Here is a 25,412-nt window from a genome sequence, read left to right as displayed (position 1 = left end):
TCAGTAGGCAAGGTAGGTCAAGGGCAGGTCGCGGATCTGTTCCTGCGCCGGTGGCAGGTAGCGCGCGTCGGCGGTCAGTTCGTGCAGCAGGTCTTCGCGCAGGCGGTGGAAGGCCAGGCTTGCGCGTTGGCGCGGGTGCGCCAGGTCGATCTCGACGATGCGCTTGATCCGCCCCGGGCGCGGCTCCAGCACCACCACGCGGTCGGCGAGAAACAGCGCTTCCTCGACATCGTGGGTCACCAGCAGGGTGGTGATGCGCGCGCGCTCGCGAATCGCCAGTAGCTCGTCCTGCATCTGCTGGCGGGTCAGCGCGTCGAGGGCGCCGAAGGGTTCATCGAGCAGCAGGATGCGCGGGCTGGCCACCAGGCCGCGGGCAATCGCCACGCGTTGGGCCATGCCACCGGAAAGCTGGTGCGGGTAGGCCTGGTTGAAGTCCTCAAGGCCCACCAGGGCGATGTACTGGTTGATGCGTTGCTGGCGCTGCTCGTTGTTCAAGGGGTCGTTGACCAGGCCCAGGGCGATGTTTTGCGAAACGGTTAGCCAGGGGAACAGCCGGTGCTCCTGAAAGACGATGCCGCGTTCGCTGCCGATGCCATCGAGCGGCTTGCCATCGATCAGGATCTGCCCCTGGTAGTCGTTGTCCAGGCCGATCAGCAGGCGCAGCAGGGTGGATTTGCCGCAGCCGCTGGCGCCGACGATGGCGACGAATTCACCGTCGGCGATCTGCAGGTTGAAGTCGCGGATGGCTTCCAGCTCGCCGCCAGCAACGGCGAAGTGTTTGCCGACCTGATTGAAACTGACCAGGGCAGGGGCGATGGCGTTCATGCTCGTCTCCAGCGCGTGGCGCGCAATTCGAGGTGTTGTCCGAGGGCGCCCAGCAGGGCGCCGGTGAGGCCGACCAGGAGCATCCCGGCCATGATGATGTCCATGCGCAGCAGTTGCTGGGCGCCGATCATCAAGCTGCCGATACCGCCGCCCGAAGGCATGAAATACTCGGCGCCGATGGTGCCCAGCCAGGCGTAGATCAGGCTGATGCGCAGGCCGGCGAAAATCCCCGGCGCCGCGCCCGGCAGCACCAGCCGGCGCAAGCGCTGGGGCAGATCGAGGTGCAGTACGCGGGCGGCTTCCTCCAGCTGTGGCGAACGGCTGGCCACCGCCCGCTGGGTGGCAATGAACAGCGGGAAGAACGCCGCCAGGCCAACGAACACCCACTTGGCCAGTTCACCAAGGCCGAACCAGGCGGTCAGCAGCGGCACCCAGGCGAAGATTGCGATCTGCCGCAAGCCGGCCAGGCTGGGCCCGAGCAGGCGTTCGGCAGGCGTCGACAGCCCCAGCCACAGGCCCAGGGCGAAGCCCAGGCCACCGCCGAGCAGCAAACCGCCCAGTGCCCGGCCGACACTGATGGCCAGGGCGCCGCTGAGCGAGCCGTCAAGCAGGCCGTCCCAGGTGGTCTGCAAGACCTGCAGCGGGGCGACCAGGATCTGCGTGTCGACCCAGTCCAGCTGATTGGCCAGTTGCCACAGCACCAGCAGCGCCAACGGTAGCAGCAACGCCTGCAGGCGCTGGCCACCTTGCAAGCGCGACACCCGCAGCTCGGCGCTGGGCGGGTGCGGCCAGTGCACCAGGCGCCGGTCGAGCCAAGCCAAGCCACGGTCCATGACAAAACCCAGCAGGCCGATGACCAGGATGCAGACGAAGACGATATCGAGCATGAACAACTGCCGGGCCCAGACCATCAGGTAGCCGATGCCTTCACTGGAGGCCAGCAGCTCTACCGCCAGCAATGAAGTCCAGCCTGTGGCCAGGGCCAGGCGCACGCCGGCGAGAAAGGCCGGCAGGGCCGCCGGAAAAATCAGCCGGCTGATCAACAGGCGCGGCGGCAGGCGCAGTACCGTCGCCGCTTCGCGCAGGCGTGGCTGGGCATCGCGCACGCCGACCAGGGTGTGCAGGGTCACCGGGACGATGATCGCCTTGACCAGCACCACCAGCTTGAGCACCTCGCCGATACCGAACAGCACCATGAACAGCGGCACCCAGGCCAGGGTCGGGATCTGCGCCAGGGCATTGAAGGTCGGCAGCACCAGGCGTTCAGCGCGACGGCTGAACCCCAGCCAGGCGCCGAGCAAGGCGCCGCTGGCAACCCCCACCAGCAGGCCCAGGGCCAGGCGTTGCAGGCTGATCGCCAGGTGTGTCCACAGCTCGCCCTGGGCCAGTTCCAGGCCGCTCTGCCAGACCAGGCTCGGCGCTGGCAGTATCTGTTCGCTCATCCACTGGTTGCGACTGGCCAGCCACCACAGGGCGGCCAATGACAGCGGCAGATACCAGGCTTGCAGGCGGCGCAGGGGCAGGCCGCCGAACCGTCGCGTCCGGCCTGAGGGGCTTGCCAGTGGCAGGCTGGAAAGTGAATCTCGGGCCATGGAAAACCTCCGCACATTGGCTATTTGCTTATTCTTAAATTGAATTATTCGGTGAGTTTCAATGCGTTTAGGTGATAAGAACCTGCATTTAAAGCCGCTGCCATAACCCGTAGCCAATGCATTCGAAGCATATTTTTCTTGTGTCTGATGCATGGCACGCTGCAAGGCACGTGCTGCGGTATTTATGCTTACAGGTTATTAAAATGTAATTTATTAGTATTTATTTAATGGTTCGGGTTGTCGGTAGCGTGGGCGCACCATTACCAGGAGTCGCGTGCCATGAACCTGTCGATCAACCGTGTGTTCAACCTGTTTGCCGTTCCCGCCCTGGCCGCGGTGGTCGGCTGGCTGCCGCCGCTGGCCCTGGCTGGCGAGGTCAAGGAAATCCGCATCGCCGTGCCTGACCTGAGCGCCGGCACCCAGCATTCCGGTGGCGGTGTGACCGACGTGCTGCGCGACCAGCAACTGCTGGAAAAAGCCTTCGCCGCCGAGGGCATTCACATTCAATGGAACTACTTCAAGGGCGCCGGCCCGGTGATCAACGAGGCCTTCGCCAACGGCCAGGTCGACTTCGCCTACCTTGGCGACCTGGCGGCGATCATCGGCAAGGCCAATGGCCTCGACACCCGCCTGCTGGCCGCCACCGGGCGCGGCATCAAGCACTACCTGGGGGTGGCGCCGGGCAGCAACATCAAGACCCTGCAAGACCTCAAGGGCAAGCGCGTGGCGGTGTTCCGCGGCACCGCCACCCAGCTGTCGTTCGACGCCGCCCTGGCCAGCCAGGGCCTGAGCGAGAAGGACCTGAAGGTCATCAACCTGGATTTCAACGCGGCGATTGCCGCCCTGGCCGCCAGGCAGATCGACGCCACTTGGGGCTCGACCGGCATCAGCGCCCTCAAGCAACGCGGCCTGGCCGAGCTGCCGTTGAATACCCGCGACCTGGGCGGCGCCGGCAATGTCCAGGCGGTGCTGGTGGGCTCCGGGCGCTTTGTCGACGAGCATCCCGAACTGGTGGAAAAACTGCTGGCCGCCCAGCAGCAGGCCGTGCACTGGCTGACCCAGGACGACAACAAGGACGCTTATATCCAGCTGGTTTCGGGGCTGGCCAGCTACCCGCCGGCGATCCTCCAGCAAGACTTGCAGGATGAGCAACTGAGCAAGATCTTTCCCTCGACCCTGGATGCCGACTTCCTGAGCAAATTGCAGGCGTCAGTGGACCTGGCCGCCGAGCAGCGGCTGATCCGCAAAGGGTTCAAGGTCGATCAGTGGCTGGCACCGCAGGCTATCCGGCCAGCACCTGCACCTCTGGCTGCCGATCGAGGCTGACCAGGGTTTCGATCATTGCCCGGGCGGCGGGCGAGAGGCGGTATCCGCTGCGGCTGACGATGCCGCAGCGGGCGTTGAGGCTATCAAGGTTGGCCGGCAGGTTGCGCCAGTGCAGGCGCACCAGGCGGCCGTGGTCGATGTCCTCGGCAAAGGCTTCTTCGGTACCGATGCCAATGGCATCGGTACCCAGCACGATTTTCACCAGGGTCGGCAGGTGCTCGGTTTGCACCTGTGGGGCGAAGTCGGTCTTGCCGCTGAGGTTGGCCAGCAGCTTGCGCACCCCCGGCGGGATCAGGGTGGTGGCCAGCGGGTAGTCGAACATGTCGTTGGTCGACAGGCTGTCCTTGGCCAGCAGTGGGTGCCCCGGGCGGCAGAAGAACAGGCCGCGGCGCGGGCTCAGCGCTTGGGTCTGGAAGTTCGGGTCGGCCTCGAAGTGGCGGATATCGGCGACGAAGAATTCGATCTCTTCACGGTTTAGCGCGCGGCTGAGTTTTTCCCAGTTATCCACGTCGAAGCAGGTGCGCACCTTAGGGTGGACGGCGAGAAAGCGCGCCACCGCCTGCGGCACCAGGTGCACTGCCGGCGCCGGGCCGCAGCCAAAGCGCAGCTCGCCGGCATCGAGCTTGGTCATCTGCTGCACCTCGCTGTTGAGCTGCGCTGCGCCTTGCACCAGGCGCAGGGCGTGTTGCAGCACCACCTGGCCTTCGGGGGTGGGGCGCAAATCCTTGTTGCCGCGATCGATCAGCACGCAGCCAAACTCTTGTTCCAGGCCCTGGATGCTGCGGCTGAAAGCCGGTTGGGTGATGCCCATGGCATCGGCGGCGCGGACAAAACTGCGGTGTTCGGTGAGGGCGATGAAGTAACGCAGTTGGCGAAGATCCATATGCTTTCCCGGCATTCCAAAAATACGGCGAAGGTATTTGCCGCCGCGCAGGCTCAGGTTTTAAATGCAAGCTCTTATTCCGTCAATGAAGCATCTGCTTATTTGTTAGAGCTTATTTGCATATCAATAGAGCAGAGCTTTCATCGGCACTTAGCGCAACCTAGCCAGATGAGGGTCAAACCATGAGCAATGCCGCACGCGCCGTAGTACCTGTCACCCATACCCTGGACATCCACCCGGTGGCCGGGCGCATCGGTGCCGAGATTCGTGGCGTCCAGTTGAGCGCCGACCTTGAACCGGCCGTGATCGAGGCCATCCAGGCTGCGCTGGTGCAGCACAAGGTGGTGTTCTTCCGCGCCCAGACCCACCTTGATGACCAGGGGCAGGAAGCCTTCGCGCACCTGCTTGGCGAGCCGATCGCCCACCCGACCGTGCCGGTGCGCGAAGGCACCCGCTACCTGCTTGAGCTTGATGGTGGCGAAGGGCGCCGGGCCAATTCCTGGCACACCGACGTGACTTTCGTCGATGCCTACCCCAAGGCGTCGATCCTGCGCTCGGTGGTGGCGCCTGAATCCGGCGGCGACACCGTCTGGGCTAACACCGCCACGGCTTACCAGGACCTTTCCGCTGAGCTGCAGGCCTTGACGGACCAGCTCTGGGCGGTGCACAGCAACGAGTACGACTACGCCGCCGCCAAACCCAACGTGAGCCTTGAGCAGCTGGAAAACTACCGCAAGGTCTTCACCTCGACGGTGTACGAAACCGAGCACCCGGTGGTGCGCGTGCACCCGGTCAGCGGCGAGAAAAACCTGCTGCTGGGGCACTTCGTCAAACGCATCAAGGGCTACTCGCAGAGCGACTCGGCGCACTTGTTCAACCTGCTGCAAAGCCATGTCACCCGGTTGGAAAACACCGTACGCTGGCGCTGGCAGGCCGGTGACGTAGCGATCTGGGACAACCGCGCGACCCAGCATTACGCAGTGGACGACTATGGCACCCAGGGCCGGGTGGTGCGTCGGGTGACCTTGCAGGGCGATGTGCCGGTGGGGGTTGCCGGGCAGCGCAGCCGCACGACTCGCGGGGCTTGAAGCCATCGCGGGTCAAGTCGAGTCGTCGCACCGCCGCTCCCACAGGTGTCCCAAATACCTGTGGGAACTGGCGTAGCAGCAGATTCAGAGAATACCGATCGGATAACTGATGATCAGCCGGTTCTCGTCAAAGGCGTTGGTGCTGTAGTCCCGGCGCATGGTCGAGTTGCGCCATTTCAGCGACAGGCTCTTCAAGGTCCCGGACTGGATTACATAAGCCAGCTCCGATTCCCGCGCCCATTCCTTGCCATCGGTGATGGCGCCGGTATGCACGTTGTCGCCGCTGATGTAGCGGTTCATCAGGGTCAGCCCGGGCACGCCGAGGCCGGCGAAGTTGTAGTCGTGACGCAACTGCCAGGAGCGTTCCTGGGCGTTGTCGAAGCTTGAGTTGTAGCTGTCGTTGGCCAGGGTGCCACCACTGGTGCCATTGACCCGCATCCAGGCATCGTCGCCGCTGACTTTCTGCAGGCCGACATAGAAGGTACTGGCGCCGTACTTGGCCGAGAGCATTGCCGAGGCAGTGCGGTTGTCCAGTTTGCCTGCGCGTTCGGCGCCGTCTTCCTTGCCGATGAAGTAGCCGAGGTTGGCGCCCAGGGTCCAGTCGCCCAGCGGCTGGCTGTGCACCAGGTTGAGGTACTGCTGGTTGTAAATGTCCTTGAGCTCGGCGTTCCACAAACCGATCATCGTGCGCTTGTCGTTGAAGCTGTATTCGCCACCGGCAAAGTTGAAACGGTCGGAGGTGAAGGCCGCGCGGCCGTTCATCGACATGTCTTCCATGCTCGCATCGTTACGCGGGCTGTTGCCGCGAAACTGCCCGGCATACAGGGTCAGGCCGGCGATTTCCTGCGAGGTGAGCTGGCCGCCACGGAAGGTCTGCGGCAGCGAGCGGCCGTCGTCGGAACGCAGGATCGGCAGCACCGGCATCCATTCGCCAACCTTAAGCTCAGTGTTGGAGATCTTCGCCTTCAGCGCCACCCCCAGGCGGCCGAAGTCGTCGGCCGGGCGGCCATCATCGTGCACCGGCAGCAGGTGGGTACCCGCCGTGCCCTTGCCGCCATCGAGCTTGACCGAGTACAGGCCCAATACATCCACGCCAAAACCGACCAGGCCCTGAGTAAAGCCGGAGCGGGCGTCGAGGATGAAACTCTGGGTCCATTCCTCGCCCTTGCCCTGGGGGTTGGCCGGGTCGACGAAGTTGCGGTTGATGTAAAAGTTGCGCAGGTTGAGGCTGGCCTTGGCGTCCTCGACAAAGCCGCCTTCGGCCGCGAGGGCGGGCAGGGCGCAAGTCATGGCCAGCAAGCCGGGAAGCAGGTGTCGTGCGGGTGTGGTCATCGTCAGTTGTCTCTTGTTTTTATGTAAGCCGAAGCCATCCGCTGCGACGCTTGAGGGTCACAGGCCGGGCTACGATCTTTGGGGATACGCTTTGGAAAAGCTGCGAAGCGATGGTGCGGCGGCGGGCGGGGATGAATCAATTCGTTACGGGCGGAATTGGGCGATAATCGAACGGTAACTGTTTGGTTAATTCCTTGGCCCGGGGTTACAAAAGGCTCTTCATGCAATCCTGAGATCTATGATTTTTGTGGTTGGGTTTGCAAGCTAATCCATTTGATGTGGCGCGGCTGCCGGCCCCTTCCGCCCTTACGGCGGGTCCCTTTTGTTCTTGGCAAAAGGAACCAAAACCGCTCGCTCCAGCATACGGCCCTACGCTGCGCTCCGGGTTCCTTCGCTACGGTGCCTTCCAGGGGCATCGCGGCCTACGACTTGCTGCGCCAAGTCTACGTCTCGCGACTTCGGCTCAGGCCGAAGGGTGCTGCGCACCAGCCCCCTCCAGACACCTACGCTCAGCCTCCTGAAGTCGCGAAGTTACGAGCGGCGCCTGCACTGACGTATCTGCGAAATCAGATTCTGGCGCGGTCATACTGAAGCCAAAGCTAGGAATGACTTGCTTGGTTTTGGTTTTGGTTTTGGTTTTGGTCTTGATCTTGATCTTCATGCACGTACTTCCAGGCGCCGCGAAAAGCGACTTCAGGAGGCCGAGCGTAGGTGCCTGTAGGGGCGGTGCGCAGCACCTTCGGCGGCAGCCGAAGACGCGAGATGTAGACTTGCGAAGCAAGTCGTAGGCCGCGATGCCCCGGAAGGTGCCGTAGCGAGGGGACCCGAAGCGCAGCGTAGGGCCGTATGCAGGAGCAAGCGGTTTTGCCTACTTCTTCCCAAGAGAAAAGTAGGCCGCCGTAAAGGCGGAAGGGGCCAGCAGCAGCCCCACACTGAATGGATAAACTCGCAGCCTCAACATCCCAACCCGGGATTCTGTGAAGAGCCAAAAAAAAGCCCACCGCCAAGGGTGGGCTCTTCTACAGCACAGGGACTCAGCCTTTCGGCGTCTGGACCGCTGCCTGCTGCTGCGCCTGACCGGTCTGCTCGTACCAGCCGCCACCGAGGGCCTTGTACAGGTTGACCTCGCTGACCAGCTGCGACAGGCGATCGCTGATCAACGACTGCTGGGTGTTGAACAGCTGACGCTGGGCGTCGAGGAAGGTCAGGTTGCTGTCGATACCGATGCGGTAGCGACGCTCGGCCAGGCGGTAGTAGTCCTGGTTGGCGGCAACCAGATCACGCTGGGCCTGCAACTGCTGGTTGAAGGTCTGGCGCGCGGCGAGGCCATCGGAGACTTCCTGGAAGGCGGTCTGGATGGTTTTCTCGTATTTCGCGACGTTGATGTCCTTCTGGATCTTCGAGTAATCGAGGCTGGCGCGCAGGGCACCGGCGTTGAAGATCGGCAGGTTGATCTGCGGCTGGAACAGCCAGGTGCCCGAACCACCCTTGAACAGGCCGCCCATGTCCGGGCTCAGGGTGCCGGCATTGGCGGTCAGGCTGATGCTCGGGAAGAACGCTGCGCGGGCGGCGCCAATGTTGGCATTGGCGGCCTTGAGCAGGTGTTCGGCTTCCTGGATGTCCGGCCGGCGTTGCAGCAGGTCGGACGGCAGGCCCGCCGGCACTTCGGCCAGCAGGTCGCTGTCGAGCTTCTGCGCGGTCGGCAGGTTGGCCGGCACGCCGGTGCCGAGCAGCACGGTCAGGCTGTTGAGGTCCTGGGCAACCTGGCGCTGGAACTGCGCCAGCTTGACCCGCGCGCCCTCAACCGAGGTGCGTGCCTGGCTCAGGTCCAGAGCCGAGGCCACCCCCACTTCATTGCTACGCGCGGTCAGCTGATAGCTTTCCTCGTAGGTCTTGAGGGTGTCTTCGGTCAGCTTGAGCAGTGCCTGGTCGGCCTGCCAGGTGAAGTAGGCGTTGGCCACACTGGCCACCAGGCTGATCTGTGTCGAGCGCCGGGCTTCTTCGCTGGACAGGTAGTTCTCCAGCTGTTGCTCGGTCAGGCTGCGCACCCGGCCGAACAGGTCCAGCTCGTAGGCGCTGACCCCGAGGGTCGCCGAGTACTGGCTGGTGATGCCCGATTCGCCGGTTTGCGACATGTTTGCCGGCATCCGCTGGCGGCTGCCGCTGCCATTGGCCGAAACCGCCGGGAACAGGTCGGCACGCTGGATGCGGTATTGCGCACGGTAGGCATCGATGTTCAGCGCCGCGACCTTGAGGTCGCGGTTGTTGACCAGCGCGGTCTGGATCAACTGCTGCAGCGCCGGGTCATGGAAGAACTGACGCCAGCCCTGTTCGGCGGCGGCCACCTCGGCCGACTCGGTCGGCGAGTAGGCAGGGCCTTGCGGCCACTGCGCGGCCACCGGCGATTCCGGGGTCTGGTAGTCAGGGATCAGCGAGCAGCCGCCAAGAATGAAAGCGGTTACTGCCAGGGACAACAGGGACTTACTCATTGCCCGGCCTCATAGCGTGGAGTTTCAGGGGTGGCGTCTTCTTCGGGCTTCTTGCTACCGAACAGCGACGACACACTTACGAAGAACAATGGCACCCAGAAGATCGCCAGTACCGTGGCGGTGATCATGCCGCCGATCACCCCGGTACCGATCGCATGCTGGCTACCCGAGCCTGCACCGCTGGAAATGGCCAGCGGTACCACGCCGAGAATGAACGCCAGCGAGGTCATGATGATCGGCCGCAGACGCATCCGGCAGGCTTCGATGGCTGCGTCGATCAGGCTGCGGCCCTGCTCGTGCAGCTCTTTGGCGAATTCGACGATCAGGATCGCGTTCTTCGCCGCCAGGCCGATGGTGGTCAACAGCCCCACCTGGAAATACACGTCGTTGGACAGCCCGCGCAGGCTGGTGGCCAGCAGCGCACCGATGATCCCCAGCGGTACCACGAGCATGACCGCGATCGGGATCGACCAGCTTTCATACAGCGCTGCCAGACAGAGGAACACCATCAGCAGCGACAGGGCGTACAGTGCTGGCGCCTGGGAGCCGGACAGCCGCTCCTCGTACGACAGGCCCGTCCATGAGTAACCGATACCCGCCGGCAGTTGCGCGGCCAGGCGCTCGACCTCAAGCATGGCTTCACCGGTACTGTAGCCAGGGGCTGGTGCACCGAGGATTTCCATGGCTTCGACACCGTTGTAACGCGACAGCTTCGGTGCACCGTAGATCCACTCGCCCTTGGCGAAGGAGGAGAACGGCACCATCTCGCCGGCGGCGTTGCGCACGAACCACTTCTGCAGGTCTTCCGGGCTCATCCGTGCACCGGCTTCACCCTGGATGTAGACCTTCTTGACCCGGCCGCGGTCGATGAAGTCGTTGACGTAGCTGGCACCCAGGGCAATCGACAGGGTGTTGTTGATGTCGGCGATGGTCACGCCCAGGGCACTGGCGCGCTCGTCGTCGACGGTCAGCTGGTACTGCGGTTCATCGTTCAGGCCGTTCGGGCGCACTGCCGAGAGGATCTTGCTTTGCGCAGCCATGCCGAGGAACTGGTTACGCGCCTGCATCAGTTTTTCGTGGCCGACACCGGCACGGTCTTGCAGGAACACGTCGAAACCGGTGGCGTTACCCAGCTCCAGTACTGCAGGCGGGGCAAAGGCGAACACCATCGCGTCGCGGAAGCTGAAGAAATGCTGCTGGGCACGGTTGGCCAGGTTGAACACGTTGTTCTCGGCCGAACGTTCGCCCCATGGCTTGAGCATGATGAAGGCCATGCCCGAGCTCTGGCCGCGACCGGCGAAGTTGAAGCCGTTGACGGTGAACACCGAGGCAACGGTATCGGCTTCCTTGTCGAGCAGGTAGCTGCGCATCTCGTCGATCACCACCTGGGTGCGCTCGGCGCTGGAACCGGCCGGGGTCTGCACCTGGGCAAACAGTACGCCCTGGTCTTCTTCAGGCAGGAACGCCGTCGGAATGCGGGTGAACAGCCAGATCATGCCGACCACGATCAGCAGGTAGGCCAGCAGGTACGGGGCCTTGTGCCGCAGCATGTTGCCGACGCCGCGCTCGTAGCTGCGCACGCTGCGGTCGAAGTTGCGGTTGAACCAGCCGAAGAAGCCGCGCTTGGCAACGTGGTGCTCGCCCTTGGCAATCGGCTTGAGCATGGTCGCGCACAGTGCCGGGGTGAAGATCAGTGCCACCAGTACCGACAGGGCCATGGCCGAGACGATAGTGATCGAGAACTGTTTATAAATCACACCGGTGGAGCCGCCGAAGAAGGCCATGGGCAGCAGTACCGCCGACAGCACCAGGGCGATACCGACCAGGGCGCCCTGGATCTGGCCCATGGACTTCTTGGTCGCTTCCTTGGGTGACAGCCCTTCTTCGGACATTACCCGCTCGACGTTCTCCACCACGACGATGGCATCGTCCACCAGCAAGCCGATGGCCAGTACCATGCCGAACATGGTCAGGGTGTTGATGCTGAAATCGAACGCCGCAAGAATCCCGAACGTACCCAGCAATACCACCGGTACGGTCATGGTGGTGATGATGGTGGCGCGGAAGTTCTGCAGGAACAGGTACATCACCAGGAACACCAGCACGATCGCTTCGATCAGGGTGTGGATTACCCCGCTGATCGACTCGGTCACCACTGGCGTGGTGTCATACGGGAACACCGCCTTCATGCCTTCCGGGAAGAACGGTTCCAGGTCGGTGATGGTCTGGCGCAGGGCCTTGGCGGTATCCAGGGCGTTGGCGCCGGTGGCCAGTTTCACCGCAAGGCCAGAGGCCGGCTTGCCGTTGAACTGGGCGCTGATTGCGTAGTTTTCACCGCCCAGGCCGACCTTGGCGACATCGCTCAGGCGCACCTGGGAGCCGTCACGGTTGACCTTGAGCAGGATCTTCTCGAACTGCTCGGCGGTCTGCAGGCGGGTCTTGCCGATGATCGTGGCGTTCAGCTGGGTACCCGGCAGGGCAGGCAGGCCGCCGAGCTGGCCGGAGGACACCTGGACGTTCTGCGCGGCCACGGCGGTACGCACGTCGACCGGAGTCAGCTGATACTTGTTCAGCTTCGCCGGATCGAGCCAGATACGCATGGCGTACTGCGCACCGAATACCTGGAAGTCACCGACACCGGCGGTACGCGAGATCGGGTCCTGCATGTTGGAGACGATGTAGTTGGCCAGGTCGTCCTTGGACATGCTGCCGTCTTCGGATACCAGGCCGATCACCAGCAGGAAGTTCTTCACCGCCTTGGTCACGCGGATACCCTGTTGCTGCACTTCTTGCGGCAGCAGCGGGGTGGCCAGGTTGAGCTTGTTCTGCACCTGGACCTGGGCGGTATCGGGGTTGGTACCCTGCTCGAAGGTCGCGGTAATGGTCATGCTGCCGTCGGAGTTACTTTCCGACGACACATAACGCAGGTTGTCGATACCGTTGAGCTGCTGCTCGATCACCTGCACCACGGTGTCCTGCACGGTCTGCGCCGAAGCGCCCGGGTAGGTCACGGCGATGGCGATGGCCGGCGGCGCGATGCTCGGGTACTGGTTGATCGGCAACTTGAGGATCGACAAGGCGCCGACCAGCATGATCACCAAGGCGATCACCCAGGCAAAGATCGGGCGATCGATAAAGAATCTCGACATGGTTTACTCCCCTTTGGCCCCTGCAGTCGTTGCATTGGCCTGGGTTGGCTGGGCAGGCTTGACGTTGGTGGCTTCGCTGACCTTGACCTCGACGCCCGGCTTGACGAACTGCAGGCCTTCGGTGATCAGGCGGTCGCCCGGGTTCAGGCCTTCCTCGATCAGCCAGTCGCTACCGACGGTACGGCTGGCCTTGAGCTGACGCAGCTCGACCTTGTTGTCCTTGTTGACGATCAACGCGGTCGGCTGGCCCTTGAGGTCGCGGGTCACACCCTGTTGCGGCGCGAGGATGGCGGCGCTGTTGACCCCGGCAGCCAGGCGCGCATGTACGAACATGCCCGGCAGCAGGTTGTGCTCGGGGTTGGGGAACACGGCGCGCAGGGTCACGGAGCCGGTGGTCTGGTCGACCGAGACTTCGGAGAACTCCAGGCGACCTTCCTGGGCGTAGGTGCTGCCGTCTTCCAGGGTCAGGGTGACCTTGGCGGCGTTGTCGCCGACCTTCTGCAACTGGCCGCTTTCCAGCTCGCGGCGCAGTTTGAGCAGCTCGGCCGAGGACTGGGTGACGTCGACATAGATCGGGTCGAGCTGCTGGATAACGGCCATGGCGTCGGCCTGGCCGTTGTTGACCAGCGCGCCTTCGGTTACCGAAGAGCGGCCGATACGGCCGCTGATGGGCGCCAGGACCTTGGTGTAGCGCAGGTCGATCTGGGCACTGCGCAGCGAGGCTTCAGCCTGCAAACGTTTGGCTTGGGCGTCGTCGTATTCCTGGCGGCTGACAGCCTGTTCGTTGACCAGCTGCTTGTAACGCTCTGACAGCGAACGGGTCGATTGCAGGTTGGCCTGGGCGCTGTTCAGGGTCGCCTCGTACACCGACGGGTCGATCTGGTACAGCTGCTGGCCGTCTTTGACCTCGCTGCCTTCCTTGAACAGACGCTTGAGAATGATGCCGTTGACCTGTGGGCGAACCTCGGCGATGCGGTACGCGGTGGTACGGCCGGGGAGGTCGGATGTCAGGGTATAGGCTTGGGTTTGCAGGGTCACGACGCCGACCTGAGGAGCTTGCGCCGCAGGCGCCGCCTCTTCCTTTTTACAGCCGCTGAGCAGTGTTGCCAGGGCGACGGCGGAAACCAGAGCGGTAACAGCTGGCTTGAATTGCATGAAGATCCTCGGGTCGCAAGAGCTGAAGACGCTCAAGAATAATGGAAAGGGTGCGCTATAAAAAATGCTGTCGAGTGGATAAATAGCTTGCTAAGGAATATACTTACATTCATGGTTGTTTGTAAATACCTCGCAGGCGACGTGTTCAGCCAATGCGAGCCCCCAAATTAATACAGCCGGTAACAGCCTGCAGAGGCTGACCCGGCCCGACTCCCAGGCACCCTGCGTGCGTGCCCGGGCCTGATGAGGTTGTACTGCCATGGTCCGTCGAACCAAAGAAGAAGCCCAGGAAACCCGCGCCCAGATTCTCGAAGCTGCGGAAAAGGCCTTCTACAAGCGCGGGGTAGCGCGTACCACCCTGGCCGATATCGCCAAGGAGGCGGGTGTGACCCGCGGTGCTATCTACTGGCACTTCAACGACAAGGCCGAACTGGTGCAGGCCATGCTCGACAGCCTGCACGAGCCGCTGGACGCCCTGGCCCGGGCCAGCGAAAGCGAGGATGAACTCGACCCGCTCGGCTGCATGCGCAAGCTGCTGGTACGCTTGATGCACCAGATGGTGCTCGATCCGAAGACCCGGCGAATCAATGAAATTCTGCATCACAAATGCGAGTTCACCGATGATATGTGCGAGATCCGCCAGCAACGGCAGGCCTCGACGATCGAATGTCATGCCCATATTGCGTTGTCGCTGGGCAATGCAGTCAAGCGCGGGCAACTGCCCGCCGACGTGGACCCAGAGCGCGCAGCGCTGGCCATCTATGCCTATATAGACGGACTGATTCGCCGCTGGCTACTGCTGCCCGACAGCTTCGACCTGCTCAACCAGGCCGAGCAGTGGATCGATACCGGGCTGGATATGCTGCGCTTGAGCCCCGCCTTGCGCAAATGAGACTTTGTGAAGCTTTGTGATCATTTGTTTCCACGTCAGTTATAAGGTCTTACGGGCGGCCGCGCAATTGTCTGTCAGGCAAGGCCAGCGCCGCCGTCAGCCCCAGCAGTGAAACTGCCGCGCTGCCGAGCAGCAGGTTGCGAAAGGTCAGCAGCAATTCAGCCTGCATTGCCGCGGTCGGTTCGCCGGCCTGCAGGCTGCCAAGCAGGGCATCGCCGGCCAGGCTCAAGCCGCCCTGGGCCAGCATCGCCAGCAACAGGGTGGACATGATAGCCACGCCCATAGCCCCACCCAGTGAGCGGAACAGGTTGGTGGTACTGGTGGCCACGCCGATATCCCGCGGTTCTACCGCACTCTGGGTTGCCACCAGCGAGGTGGGGAACTGCAGGCCCGAGGCAATGCCGGTCAACAACATGAACACGCCACTGAACCAGGCTGCCTGCGGCGGGCTGAAGGCCATGCCGACGATGGCAAACGGCATCAGCAGTGCGCCGCCGAGAATCTGCGGTTTGTAGCGCCCTGTGTGCGAAGTCATGCGGCCGCCGCAATAAGCGCCGATGGGCAAGCCGATGGCCAGCGGCAGCAGGTGCAACGCGGCGCTGTCGGCGCCGGCACCGGTGATGCTCTGGTAGCGCAGCGGCATCAGCATGGTCAGCGAGATGGCCTGGAAGCTGGTAAAGAAAATCGTGCACCAGCACAGGGTGGCGATGCGATTGGCGAACAGCTTGAGCGGCAGCAGCGGTTCGGCGGTTCGCTGTTCATGCAGTACGAACAGCAGCAGGCCGATCAGCGCACAGCCGAGCAGGCTGGCCACTTGCGCAGAATCCCAGGGCTGGCCCTGGCCTATCAGGGTGATGCCCAGCAGCAGGCTGCCCAGGCCAAGAATCAGCAGCGCGGCGCCGAGGTAATCGACCTGCGCCTTGCGTGTAGGCACTTGCAGGCTGCGCAGGGCTCGGCGGGTCACCCACCAGGCGGTCAGGCCCAGCGGCAGGTTGAGCCAGAACACCCAGCGCCACGACAGGTATTCGGTGAGTATTCCGCCCAGCACCGGCCCGGCGACACTGGCCAGGGCGTACATGCTGCTGAAATAGCCCTGGTAGCGGCCGCGTTCGCGCGGCGGCACGAAGTCGCCGATGATCGCCTGGCTGACCGAGACCATGCCGCCGGCGCCGATACCCTGCAGCACCCGCGCCAGCACCAGTTGCTCCATGTTCTGCGCCAGTGCGCAGAAGATCGACGCCAGGGTAAACAGCGCAGTGCCGGTAAGAATCATCCGCCGCCGGCCATACAAGTCGCCGAGCTTGCCGTAGATCGGCACCGCTACGGTCATGGCCACCATGTAGCCGGAAATCACCCAGGCGAGCAGGCCGACGTCGTTGAATTGCGCCGAAATCGCCGGCATCGACACGGCGACGATGGTCTGGTCGAGGGCGCCGAGGAAGATCGCCAGCATCAGCGCGACGAGCACGCTGCGCAGCACCGGTTGCGGAGTGTTCAGTTGAGTCACGGGCCAGCTCGGGGGCAGGTGAAGCCCGCAGCCGTTACGCTGCGGGAACAGGTGCTGACCAGTCTACTCGATAGCTTGCTAAGCGTCTTCTTCGATTGGCTCGTAGGGCAGGCCGACGTAGTTTTCTGCCAGTGTTGTGCGACCGGCTGCGGAGCTCACGTAATACTCAAGCTCGGTTTGTTGGATACGCTGGCTGAAGGCGTCGCTGTCCGGGAATCGATGCAGCATGGAGGTCATCCACCAGGAAAACCGTTCGGCTTTCCAGATCCGCCGCAGGCAGATCTGCGAGTAGCGCTCGAGCAGATCGGTGCGCCCTTCGCCGTAGACCTTGCGCAGGATGTTGTACAAGGTGCTGACATCGCTGGCCGCCAGGTTCAGGCCCTTGGCGCCGGTTGGCGGGACGATGTGCGCGGCGTCGCCGAGCAGGAACAGCTTGCCGTACTGCATGGGTTCGACGACGAAGCTGCGCAGCGGCGCGATGCTTTTCTCGATTGACGGGCCGGTCACCAGGCGCTCGGCAAGATCCGTGGGCAGGCGCGATTTCAGTTCAGTCCAGAAGCGCTCATCGGACCAGTCCTCGACCTTTTCTTCAGCCGCCACCTGCACGTAATAGCGAGTGCGGGTCGGCGAGCGCATGCTGCACAGGGCGAAGCCGCGCTCGTGGCGGGCGTACACCAGTTCGTCGCTGACCGGCGGGGTATCGGCCAGCACGCCGAGCCAGCCGAACGGGTAGACCCGCTCGAAAATCTTCAGCGCCTCGGCGGGAATCGATTGCCGGGCGATGCCGTGGTAGCCGTCGCAGCCAGCAATGTAGTCGCAGTCCAGGCGAAGCACTTCGCCGTTTTTTTCGAAGGTCAGGTAAGGGTGCTCGGACTTCAGATCATGGGGCCGGACGTTGTCGGCTTGATAGACCGTCACGGCGCCGCAGGCCTGGCGCGCTTGCATCAGGTCACGGGTGACTTCGGTCTGGCCGTAGATCATCACCCCTTTGCCGCCGGTCAGGCCCTTGAGGTCGATGTGTTCGCGGCGCCCGTCGAAGGCCAGTTCAAAACCGCTGTGGGGCAGGCCCTCGGCGTCCATGCGCGCACCGACGCCAGCTTCGCGCAGCAATTGGACCATGCCTTGTTCCAGCACCCCGGCACGGATGCGCCCGAGCACGTAGTCGGCGCTCTGGCGCTCGACGATGACGTTGGCAATCCCGGCCTTGTGCAGCAACTGGCCGAGCAGCAGTCCGGCAGGGCCGGCACCGATAATGGCGACTTGAGTCTTCATGGTTGTTATCCCAGGCAAGCTTCAGCGCAGGGCCGAAAGCAGCTTATGATTGTTGTGCTTGCATTTTTCGCTTGGAAAGACGGGCGAAGAAGGGATAAAAACCGCAGGAAGCAGGACTTTTCACTAATCAGTGCGATTATCGGGCATTGCCCTGGAGCCAGTTGATCAATGAGCAAGGCGTCGATACCGGTATTCAAACTGTATGGCGAACAGTTGCAGTGGCCGACCCCGGACCTGCTGCACTGCGAGTCGATCCCGGCGCGCAGCCGCTTGCACGACTGGGAAATCGAGCCCCATCGGCACGCCGATCTGTGCCAACTGCTGTTCCTTTATGCCGGCCAGGCCGAGATCGAAGTCGAAGGCCAGGTGCGGCGTCTGGAGCAGGCCGCGATCCAGGTGGTACCGGCGCTGTGCGTGCACGGCTTTCGTTTTTCCAGCGATGTCGACGGCTACGTGGTGACGCTGGCGGCGCCGCTGGTCAACCTGCTGCACACGCAACTGGCCGGCGCACCAGCGGCCCTGGCCCAGGCCGGCACCTACCTGGCAGGCGACGATCGCAACTATCTCTACAGCCTGTTCAGCGCCTTGCAGCAGGAGTACCAGCGGGACCTGCCCGGGCGCGATTTGCAGTTGCGCTCATTGATCAACCTGATGGTGGTGTGGATCAGTCGTCAATGCTTGCAGCGTCATGGCCAGGGCCTGGCGGTGGCGCGCGGGCGTGAGTATCTGGAGCGCTTCAACGCGCTGGTCGAGCAGCAGTTTCGTCAGCAGCCGAGCGTCGAGGCGCTGGCCCATGAGGTGGGGATTTCGGTGGCGCACCTGAACAGCATCTGCCGCGAACTGGCCGGACAGTCGGCCTTGCAGATCATCCATCAACGCCTGTTGCTCGAAGCCAAGCGCGAGCTGATCTATACCAGCCTGAGCATCAAGCAACTGGCCGACAGCCTGGGCTTTGCCGACCCTGCGTATTTCTCGCGGTTCTTCCGCCGCCTGACCGGCAAGGCGCCCAGTGACTTTCGTCACCAGCCCGGGCAATCACCTACTTGAGTGCGCTCAGCGTCGCGGTGTGCGGCACGCAGTGCGCCAGGCTGCAACTGGCGGCGGAGTAGGGTTGATTGCGGATCTGTTCAACCCGCCAGGCGGCGGTGGCATACAAGCCGACCGCAGCGGCCATGGCACAGATAACGGCGCATTTTCTGGATTTGACGCCCATGATGCTCACCTCCTGCCAACCACCTACAGGTGCTATTCAAAGCATAGGTCAGCTTGGCCGGGTGTGCCCGTCTAGAGCAGGTCCTGGTCCCAGACAGGCTCGGCGGTAAAGCGCTCGGCGAGAAAGTCGAGCATGCTGCGCAGGGTCGCCGGCATGTGCTTGCGCGAGGTGTACACAGCGTTGAGGTTCAGCTCGCGCGGCTTGGCCCGGGGCAGCAGGCGAACCAGCTCGCCACTGCGCAGGGCGCCGGCAGCCTGGTAGGTCGGCAGCATGGCCACACCGGCGCCAGCCAGCGCCGCCCGTTGCAGGGTCATGGCTTCGTTGGCGCTGATGTTGCCTTGCACCGGTACCGACACCACCTCGCCAGCCACGTCGAAATGCCACAGGCTGCGACCGAAGTAGGAATGGGTCAGGCAGTTGTGCTGGCTGAGCTCCTGCACCTGCTGCGGCGCCGGGTGCTGGCGCAGGTAGGCGGGCGAGGCGCAGATCACCGAGCGGCATACGCTCAGGCGCCGGGCGATCAGGTTCGGGTCCAGGTCGTTGCTGGTGCGGATCGCCAGGTCGATGCGCTCATCCACCAGGTTCACCGTGCGGTCGAGCATCTGCAGGTCGATCTTTACCCCGGGATAGCGTTTGACGTAGTCGGCTACGGCGTCCATCAACTGTGCCTGGCCGAACGAGGTGCTGACGCTGATGCGCAACTCGCCGCGCGGCGCATCGTTGGGGGTACTGACCGCGGCCTGCAGGTCGCCGGCAAGCTCGAGCATCTGCCGGCAGCGCGGCAGGGTTTCCTGGCCGGCGGCGGTCAGGCTCAGGCGCCTGGTGGTGCGCTGCATCAGGCGCGCGCCGACCCAGTCCTCAAGCTCGGCCAGGTAGCGGGAAACCACCGGCCGGGAGAGTTCCAGGTGGTCGGCGGCAGCCGATTGGCTGCCCAGGTCGACCACGCTGACGAAGACCCGCATTGCTGTCAGACGATCCATGATTTGCCCGCTTTCAGAAACAAACTAATCCTAAGCATCGCATTTTTTGTGACGGATCGTGCAACTAAGCTGTTGCTCATTGCCCACTTCACAGGAATCGCCTTGATGCCTCGTTCGTTCTCCCTGCGCCGCTTGTTGCTCGCCTTTGCCACCCTTGGGGTCATGGCCCAGGCTTCGGCCGCCGAGCCGCTTAACCTGGATGTCTACAACCCGGGTAGCAATGCCCTGTTTCCGGTCAGTTCGGTGATCGTCAGCGGCAAGCATGACGCCATCCTCGTTGACGCCCAGTTCGGCAAGGCCCAGGCCGAACAGGTACTGGCCAAGCTGCAAGCGAGCGGCAAGCAACTGACCACTATCTATATCAGCCACGGTGACCCGGACTACTACTTCGGCCTGCAGACCCTGACCGACGCCTACCCCAAGGCCAAAGTCGTGGCCTCGGCGGCGACCGTCGCCCATATCAAGCAGACCATGGACGGCAAGCTGGCCTACTGGGGCCCGCAGATGGGCGCCGACAAGCCGGCGAAGCTGATCGTGCCGCAAGTGCTGCAAGGCACCGAGCTCAAGCTTGAAGGCCAGCGCCTGCAAGTGGTTGGCCTCGACGGCCCGCAACCGGACCGCAGTTTCGTGTGGATTCCATCGATCAAGGCGGTGGTCGGTGGTGTGGTGGTCGCCGAGAACCTGCACGTGTGGATGGCCGACACGCAGTCGGCGCAATCGCACAAGGACTGGCTGGCGACCCTCAAGCGTATCGAGCAGCTCAAGCCCGACACCGTGATCCCTGGCCACTACCTGGGCCAGAGCAGCCGTTCGCTCAAGGCGGTGCAGTTCACCGCGGACTATATCCGGGCCTTCGACGAAGAAACCGCCAAGGCTGGCAACGCCGCCGAACTGATCGCGGCGATGAAAAAACGTTACCCGGACCTGGGCGAAGAGAGCTCGCTGGAGCTCGGCGCCAAGGTCGCCAAGGGCGAGATGAAGTGGTAAGCGTTGTTCAATCCTGACTGGAGAATGTCCATGAGCAAGATCGCAATCATTGGGGCTACCGGCCGTGCTGGCAGCCAGTTGCTGGAAGAGGCCCTGCGCCGCGGCCACAGCGTTACCGCCATTGCCCGAGACCCGTCGAAACTGCAGGGGCGTGAGAGGGTGAAAAGCGTGGCGCTGGACGTCAGCGATGCCGCCGCCCTTGAACAGGCAGTCGCTGGCCACGACGTGGTACTGAGCGCCGCACACTTTTCCAGCATCAAGCCGCAGGCCATCATCGAGCCGGTCAAGCGCGCCGGAATCAAGCGCCTGCTGGTGGTGGGCGGGGCCGGCAGCCTGTTGCTGCCGTCGGGGCACAAGGTCATCGACAGCCCGGACTTTCCCGAGGCCTACAAGGCTGAAGCCACCGCCGGCGGCCACTACCTTGACACTCTGCGTCAGGAACAGGAACAGGAACAGGAACAGGAACTGGACTGGAGCTTCCTCTCGCCTTCGGCCGAGTTCGTCGAAGGTGCCCGCAGCGGCGCTTACAAACTGGGCAAGGATCACCTGCTGATCGGCGCCGACGGCAAGAGCTGGATCAGCTTTGCTGACTACGCCATCGCCATGCTCGATGAAGTAGAGAAACCGGCACACTCGCGCCAGCGCTTCACCGTCGGTTACTGAGGCACCTGGGCCTGCTCGCACAACCAGGCGAGCAGCTCCAGCAAAGCCGCTGAAGCCGACCCTTGCGGTCGCACCAGGTAATAGGCCTGGCCAGTGCTGACCTTGAGCGGGAACGGCATCACCAGCCGTCCGCACTTGAGGTCATCACCGATCAGCGACCAGTCGCCGATGGCCACCCCGGTGCCCTGAGAGGCCATGGACATGGCCATGTCCAGGGTTTCGAAATGCTGGCCCTTGCCCTGCCGGGGCAGGTTCGCCCCGGCGGCATCGAGCCAGGCATTCCAGTCGCGCTGGTCGCGGGTCGGGTGCAGGAGCATGTGCTGATCAAGGTCGGCGACCTGTTGCAAGGGCAGGGCGCCGCTCAGCAGTTGCGGCGCGCACACCGGCGTCAGTTGTTCATCAAAGAGCTTCTGGGTCTGCAGGCCATGGTTGGGCCGGGCGCCATAGACCACCGCCGCATCGAACACTTCCCGACGAAAATCCACCCCGTGCTGCACCGTGGTGGTCAGCTCCACCGGCACCTCCGGGCGCAGCGCCTGCCATTCCATCAGCCGTGGCAGCAGCCAGCGCATCACGCAGGTCGGGGCTTTGAGCTGCAAGGTGGTACTGCGCGCCCCGACCTGCTGCACGCCTTCCTCGATCAGGGCGAACACCTGCTGCACCCGTGGCAGCCAGTCCTGGCCTTCGCGGGTCAGGCTCAGGCCGCGGGCCTGACGCAGGAACAGCGGATAACCCAGGTGCTCTTCAAGGCCGGCAATCTGCCGGCTCACCGCACCCTGGGTGATGTGCAGCAATTGCGCGGCGCGGGTGAAGTTGCAGCACTGGGCGGTGACCAGAAAGGTGTGCAGCGCAGGCAATGGAGGCAGGCGTTTCATCAGCTTGAGCCATGACTTGGGAACATGGCTAGTATGAGCTTTTTTGCATTGTGCAGGTAGCCGTCGGGCGGTCCAATACAGGCTGTTTCCCGAACAATTACAGGCACACGATCATGGCGACTTGCGGCGAAGTACTGGTCAAACTCCTTGAAGGCTATGGCGTAGACCATGTCTTTGGAATTCCCGGCGTGCATACCGTGGAACTCTATCGCGGGCTGGCAGGCTCGAGTATCCGCCACATCACTCCGCGCCACGAGCAGGGCGCCGGTTTCATGGCTGACGGCTACGCGCGTACCCGTGGCAAGCCGGGCGTGTGCTTCATCATCACCGGCCCGGGCATGACCAACATCACCACCGCCATGGGCCAGGCCTACGCCGATTCGATCCCGATGCTGGTGATCTCCAGCGTGCAGTCGCGCGACCAGCTGGGTGGCGGGCGCGGCAAGCTGCACGAGCTGCCGGCGCAGGGCAACCTGGTGGCCGGTGTGGCGGCGTTTTCCCACACGCTGATGAGCGCCGATGACCTGCCGTCGGTATTGGCCCGGGCCTTTGCTGTGTTCGATGGCGCCCGGCCGCGCCCGGTACATATCGAGATTCCGCTGGATGTGCTGGTCGAAGACGCCGATCACCTGCTGGCCTGTACCCCGGTGCGCATCGCCCGTGCGGGCGCCGCGCCTGCGCCGGTTGCGCAAATGGCCGCCATGCTCGCTGCCGCCCGGCGGCCGCTGATTCTCGCCGGAGGTGGCGCCATTGACGCCAGCGCCGCGCTGACTCGCCTGGCTGAATACCTGCAGGCACCGGTAGCGCTGACCATCAATGCCAAGGGCGTACTGCCGGCCAGCCACCCGCTGCAGATCGGCTCGACCCAGTCGCTGGTGGCCACCCGCGCCCTGGTCGCCGAGGCCGATGTGGTGCTGGCGATCGGTACCGAGCTTGCCGAGACCGACTACGACGTGACCTTCAAGGGCGGTTTCGAGATCCCCGGTGAGCTGCTGCGCATCGACATCGACCCCGACCAGACCGTGCGCAACTACCCGCCGAAGGTCGCTTTGGTCGCCGATTCGACCATCGCCACCCAGGCCCTGCTGGTCGCCCTGGCCGAGCAACCGGCCCCGGTGCGCGGCGCCGAATGGGGCGCGGCCCGTGCCGCGCGCCTGCGTGAGGTGCTGCAAGCCGAGCGCGACCTGCCGATGCGCAGCCAGACGCGCATGCTCACAACCCTCCTCGAAACCCTGCCCGGCGCAGTGCTGGTTGGCGATTCGACACAGCCGGTGTACACCGGCAACCTGACCCTGGACATGGACCAACCGCGGCGTTGGTTCAACGCCTCGACCGGCTACGGTACCCTCGGTTACGCCCTGCCGGCAGCCATGGGCGCCTGGCTGGGTAGCGCTGAAGTGGCGGCCGAGCGCGCGCCGGTGGTGTGCCTGATCGGTGACGGTGGCTTGCAGTTCACCCTGCCGGAGCTGGCCAGTGCCCGTGAGGCGCAGGTGCCGCTGATCGTGCTGTTGTGGAACAACCAGGGCTACGAAGAGATCAAGCGCTACATGGTCAACCGCGCCATCGAACCGGTCGGTGTCGACATCTACACCCCTGACTTTATTGGCGTGGCCAAGAGCCTGGGCTGCAGCGCCGAATCGGTGGGTGACCTTGCCCAGTTGCGTGAAGCCTTGCGCCAGGCTTGCGATCGCAAAGGCCCGAGCCTGATCGAAATCGACCAGGCCACCTGGATGCAGGCGGTGCCCGCATGATCAAGCTGCCTGGCATTTATATCGAAGGCGTCTGGCAGCATGGCCCGCAAGCGCTGGCGGTAATCAACCCGAGCAACGAGCAGGTGCTGGCGGAAGTTGCCGGGGGTGACGCTGAAGCCGTCGAACGGGCAACGCTGGCTGCCCAGGCTGCGTTTGTTGAGTGGTCCACCTCCAGCGGGCCGACCCGTGCGGCGATCTTGCGGGCCATTGCCGAGGGCGTCGAAGTGCGGCGCGAGCGCCTGGTGCAGTTGCAAGCCAGCAACAACGGCAAGCCGCTGGCTGAAGCCCATATCGATGTCGATGATGTCGTCGCCACTTTCCGCTATTACGCGGAACTCGCCGATAACCTCGGGCGTGACCGCTCGGTGGCGCTGCCCAGCGAAGATTTTGTCGCCCGGGTGCGCCGTGAACCGTGCGGCGTGGTCGGCTTGATCGTGCCGTGGAACTTCCCCATGGTCACTACCGCCTGGAAGCTCGCGCCAGCCCTGGCGGCCGGCTGCTGCGTGGTGCTCAAACCGTCGGAAGTCACGCCGCTGGCCGAGCTGGAACTGGCGGCAATCATCGCCGAAGCGGGGCTACCGCACGGGGTGTTCAACCTGGTCTGTGGTACTGGCCTTGCAGTGGGCGCGCCGCTGGCGGCCGATCCGCGTGTTGCCAAGATTTCCTTCACCGGTAGCAATGCGGTGGGTGTGCAGGTCATGCAGCGCGCGGCGGAAACGGTCAAGGGCGTGAGCCTGGAGCTGGGCGGCAAGTCGCCGTTGCTGGTGCTCGAGGACGCCGACCTCGAACTGGCAGTGGAGCTGGCTTGCCTGGGTGGCTTCTTCAATGCCGGGCAGATGTGTTCGGCGACCAGCCGGGTGTTGGTGGCCGAAGCCCTGTACCCGGCGTTTATCGATGCCCTGAAGGCCCGTGCCGAATCGATTCGCGTCGGCGAGCCGTTCAGCGGCGACAGCGAAATGGGGCCGCTGGTCAACCAGGCCCAGTACCAAAGGGTGCAGGCGCATATCGCCGCAGGCCTGCAAGCAGGGGCGCAGTTGCTGTGTGGCGGCTCACGGCCGGCGCAGCTGCCTTGCGGCTATTTTGTCAGCCCGACGGTGTTCACCGAGGTGCCAGTGGACAGCTCCTTGTGGCGAGAGGAAATCTTCGGTCCGGTGCTGTGTGTGCGCTCGTTTGCCACCGAAGCCGAGGCGCTGGCGCTGGCCAACGACACCGAGTTCGGTCTGGTGGCCAGTGTACTCAGCCGTGACTTGCAGGCAGCCGAACGGGTCGCCAATGCCTTGCAGGCCGGGCTGGTGTGGATCAACGCGCCGCAGGTGATCTTTCCGCAGACGGCCTGGGGTGGCTACAAGCAGAGCAGCCTGGGACGGGAGCTGGGGCCTTGGGGCTTAAGTGCGTTTCAGGAGATCAAGCACGTAGTCAGGGCGGTGTAGACT

21 protein-coding genes are annotated in these 25,412 nt (G+C 63.7%); 8 read left to right on the top strand and 13 right to left on the bottom strand.

Features of this window, described 5'->3' with window-relative positions:
- Both LOY34_RS21925 and LOY34_RS21920 read right to left on the bottom strand, forming a co-directional pair.
- Positions 1-825 carry an ABC transporter ATP-binding protein gene (locus tag LOY34_RS21925; protein ID WP_195884935.1) on the bottom strand — a complete coding sequence of 275 codons (825 nt, stop codon included), beginning with the start codon at positions 823-825 and terminating at the stop codon, positions 1-3.
- Positions 822-2,417, bottom strand: a complete 1,596-nt coding sequence (locus LOY34_RS21920; RefSeq protein WP_258664034.1) for an ABC transporter permease — start codon at positions 2,415-2,417, stop codon at positions 822-824. Before LOY34_RS21920 ends, LOY34_RS21925 begins: the two co-directional genes overlap by 4 nt.
- A gap of 279 nt (positions 2,418-2,696) precedes the next feature.
- Between LOY34_RS21920 and LOY34_RS21915 the strand changes: the two genes are divergently transcribed.
- Entirely contained in the window at positions 2,697-3,743 is a 1,047-nt protein-coding gene (locus LOY34_RS21915) for an ABC transporter substrate-binding protein (RefSeq protein WP_195884933.1), read from the top strand.
- On the opposite strand, the gene LOY34_RS21910 is transcribed toward LOY34_RS21915, so the two are convergent.
- On the bottom strand, positions 3,700-4,626 hold the full coding sequence (locus LOY34_RS21910; RefSeq protein ID WP_258664033.1) for a LysR family transcriptional regulator: 927 nt from the start codon (positions 4,624-4,626) through the stop codon (positions 3,700-3,702). The two genes, LOY34_RS21915 and LOY34_RS21910, sit on opposite strands and share 44 nt — an antisense overlap.
- Positions 4,627-4,808: 182 nt before the next feature.
- On the opposite strand from LOY34_RS21910, the gene LOY34_RS21905 reads away from it, so the two are divergent.
- Entirely contained in the window at positions 4,809-5,714 is a 906-nt protein-coding gene (locus LOY34_RS21905; RefSeq protein ID WP_195884932.1) for a TauD/TfdA family dioxygenase, read from the top strand.
- Between the two features lie 84 nt (positions 5,715-5,798).
- On the opposite strand, the gene LOY34_RS21900 is transcribed toward LOY34_RS21905, so the two are convergent.
- The 5 genes from LOY34_RS21900 to LOY34_RS21880 all read right to left on the bottom strand — a co-directional run bounded on the left by LOY34_RS21900 (position 5,799) and on the right by LOY34_RS21880 (position 13,839).
- Complete coding sequence (locus tag LOY34_RS21900) at positions 5,799-7,046, bottom strand: OprD family porin (RefSeq protein ID WP_408980893.1); 1,248 nt, start codon at positions 7,044-7,046, stop codon at positions 5,799-5,801.
- 463 nt (positions 7,047-7,509) lie between these two features.
- Positions 7,510-7,707, bottom strand: a complete 198-nt coding sequence (locus tag LOY34_RS21895) for a hypothetical protein (RefSeq protein WP_258664032.1) — start codon at positions 7,705-7,707, stop codon at positions 7,510-7,512.
- Positions 7,708-8,080: 373 nt separating this feature from the next.
- On the bottom strand, positions 8,081-9,535 hold the full coding sequence (locus tag LOY34_RS21890) for an AdeC/AdeK/OprM family multidrug efflux complex outer membrane factor (RefSeq protein WP_045197503.1): 1,455 nt from the start codon (positions 9,533-9,535) through the stop codon (positions 8,081-8,083).
- Positions 9,532-12,684 (bottom strand): efflux RND transporter permease subunit, encoded by a 3,153-nt coding sequence (locus LOY34_RS21885; RefSeq protein WP_045197505.1) that lies wholly within the window; start codon positions 12,682-12,684, stop codon positions 9,532-9,534. Before LOY34_RS21885 ends, LOY34_RS21890 begins: the two co-directional genes overlap by 4 nt.
- 3 nt (positions 12,685-12,687) lie before the next feature.
- The gene (locus LOY34_RS21880) at positions 12,688-13,839 is read right to left on the bottom strand and encodes an efflux RND transporter periplasmic adaptor subunit (RefSeq protein WP_195884930.1); all 1,152 of its coding nucleotides are present in this window, start codon (positions 13,837-13,839) and stop codon (positions 12,688-12,690) included.
- Positions 13,840-14,098: 259 nt separating this feature from the next.
- On the opposite strand from LOY34_RS21880, the gene LOY34_RS21875 reads away from it, so the two are divergent.
- Positions 14,099-14,731: a TetR family transcriptional regulator gene (locus LOY34_RS21875; RefSeq protein WP_045197509.1), complete on the top strand. Its 633-nt coding sequence runs from the start codon at positions 14,099-14,101 to the stop codon at positions 14,729-14,731.
- 49 nt (positions 14,732-14,780) lie between these two features.
- Here the strand turns inward: LOY34_RS21875 and LOY34_RS21870 are convergent, their stop codons facing one another.
- The gene (locus tag LOY34_RS21870) at positions 14,781-16,238 is read right to left on the bottom strand and encodes an MDR family MFS transporter (protein ID WP_401289188.1); all 1,458 of its coding nucleotides are present in this window, start codon (positions 16,236-16,238) and stop codon (positions 14,781-14,783) included.
- Between the two features lie 78 nt (positions 16,239-16,316).
- On the bottom strand, positions 16,317-17,510 hold the full coding sequence (gene pobA, locus LOY34_RS21865) for a 4-hydroxybenzoate 3-monooxygenase (RefSeq protein WP_093379954.1): 1,194 nt from the start codon (positions 17,508-17,510) through the stop codon (positions 16,317-16,319).
- 168 nt (positions 17,511-17,678) lie between these two features.
- Here pobA and LOY34_RS21860 point away from each other — a divergent pair, with 168 nt between their 5' ends.
- The gene (locus LOY34_RS21860; RefSeq protein WP_195884929.1) at positions 17,679-18,557 is read left to right on the top strand and encodes a helix-turn-helix domain-containing protein; all 879 of its coding nucleotides are present in this window, start codon (positions 17,679-17,681) and stop codon (positions 18,555-18,557) included.
- Here the strand turns inward: LOY34_RS21860 and LOY34_RS21855 are convergent.
- Together LOY34_RS21855 and LOY34_RS21850 are read right to left on the bottom strand one after the other, a co-directional pair.
- A complete protein-coding gene (locus LOY34_RS21855) occupies positions 18,550-18,723 on the bottom strand; it encodes a hypothetical protein (protein WP_184959330.1) in 174 nt (57 codons plus the stop codon). The genes LOY34_RS21860 and LOY34_RS21855 overlap by 8 nt on opposite strands.
- Positions 18,724-18,794: 71 nt before the next feature.
- The gene (locus LOY34_RS21850; RefSeq protein WP_195884928.1) at positions 18,795-19,703 is read right to left on the bottom strand and encodes a LysR family transcriptional regulator; all 909 of its coding nucleotides are present in this window, start codon (positions 19,701-19,703) and stop codon (positions 18,795-18,797) included.
- 105 nt (positions 19,704-19,808) lie between these two features.
- On the opposite strand from LOY34_RS21850, the gene LOY34_RS21845 reads away from it, so the two are divergent.
- Complete coding sequence (locus LOY34_RS21845) at positions 19,809-20,690, top strand: MBL fold metallo-hydrolase (RefSeq protein ID WP_195884927.1); 882 nt, start codon at positions 19,809-19,811, stop codon at positions 20,688-20,690.
- 30 nt (positions 20,691-20,720) lie between these two features.
- Positions 20,721-21,353, top strand: a complete 633-nt coding sequence (locus LOY34_RS21840; protein ID WP_258664031.1) for an NAD(P)-dependent oxidoreductase — start codon at positions 20,721-20,723, stop codon at positions 21,351-21,353.
- Here the strand turns inward: LOY34_RS21840 and LOY34_RS21835 are convergent.
- Positions 21,347-22,228 (bottom strand): LysR substrate-binding domain-containing protein, encoded by an 882-nt coding sequence (locus tag LOY34_RS21835; RefSeq protein ID WP_195884925.1) that lies wholly within the window; start codon positions 22,226-22,228, stop codon positions 21,347-21,349. The two genes, LOY34_RS21840 and LOY34_RS21835, sit on opposite strands and share 7 nt — an antisense overlap.
- A gap of 113 nt (positions 22,229-22,341) precedes the next feature.
- Here LOY34_RS21835 and LOY34_RS21830 point away from each other — a divergent pair, with 113 nt between their 5' ends.
- Together LOY34_RS21830 and LOY34_RS21825 are read left to right on the top strand one after the other, a co-directional pair.
- Positions 22,342-23,979: a 5-guanidino-2-oxopentanoate decarboxylase gene (locus LOY34_RS21830; RefSeq protein WP_195884924.1), complete on the top strand. Its 1,638-nt coding sequence runs from the start codon at positions 22,342-22,344 to the stop codon at positions 23,977-23,979.
- A complete protein-coding gene (locus tag LOY34_RS21825; protein ID WP_258664030.1) occupies positions 23,976-25,409 on the top strand; it encodes an aldehyde dehydrogenase family protein in 1,434 nt (477 codons plus the stop codon). Before LOY34_RS21830 ends, LOY34_RS21825 begins: the two co-directional genes overlap by 4 nt.
- Positions 25,410-25,412 lie beyond the last annotated feature (3 nt).

Origin of the sequence: Pseudomonas sp. B21-009, assembly GCF_024749345.1 — a bacterium.
Classification (GTDB): Bacteria; Pseudomonadota; Gammaproteobacteria; order Pseudomonadales; family Pseudomonadaceae; genus Aquipseudomonas.
Note: the sequence above shows the minus strand (reverse complement) of the source record. Positions and strands in the feature narration are given on the sequence as shown.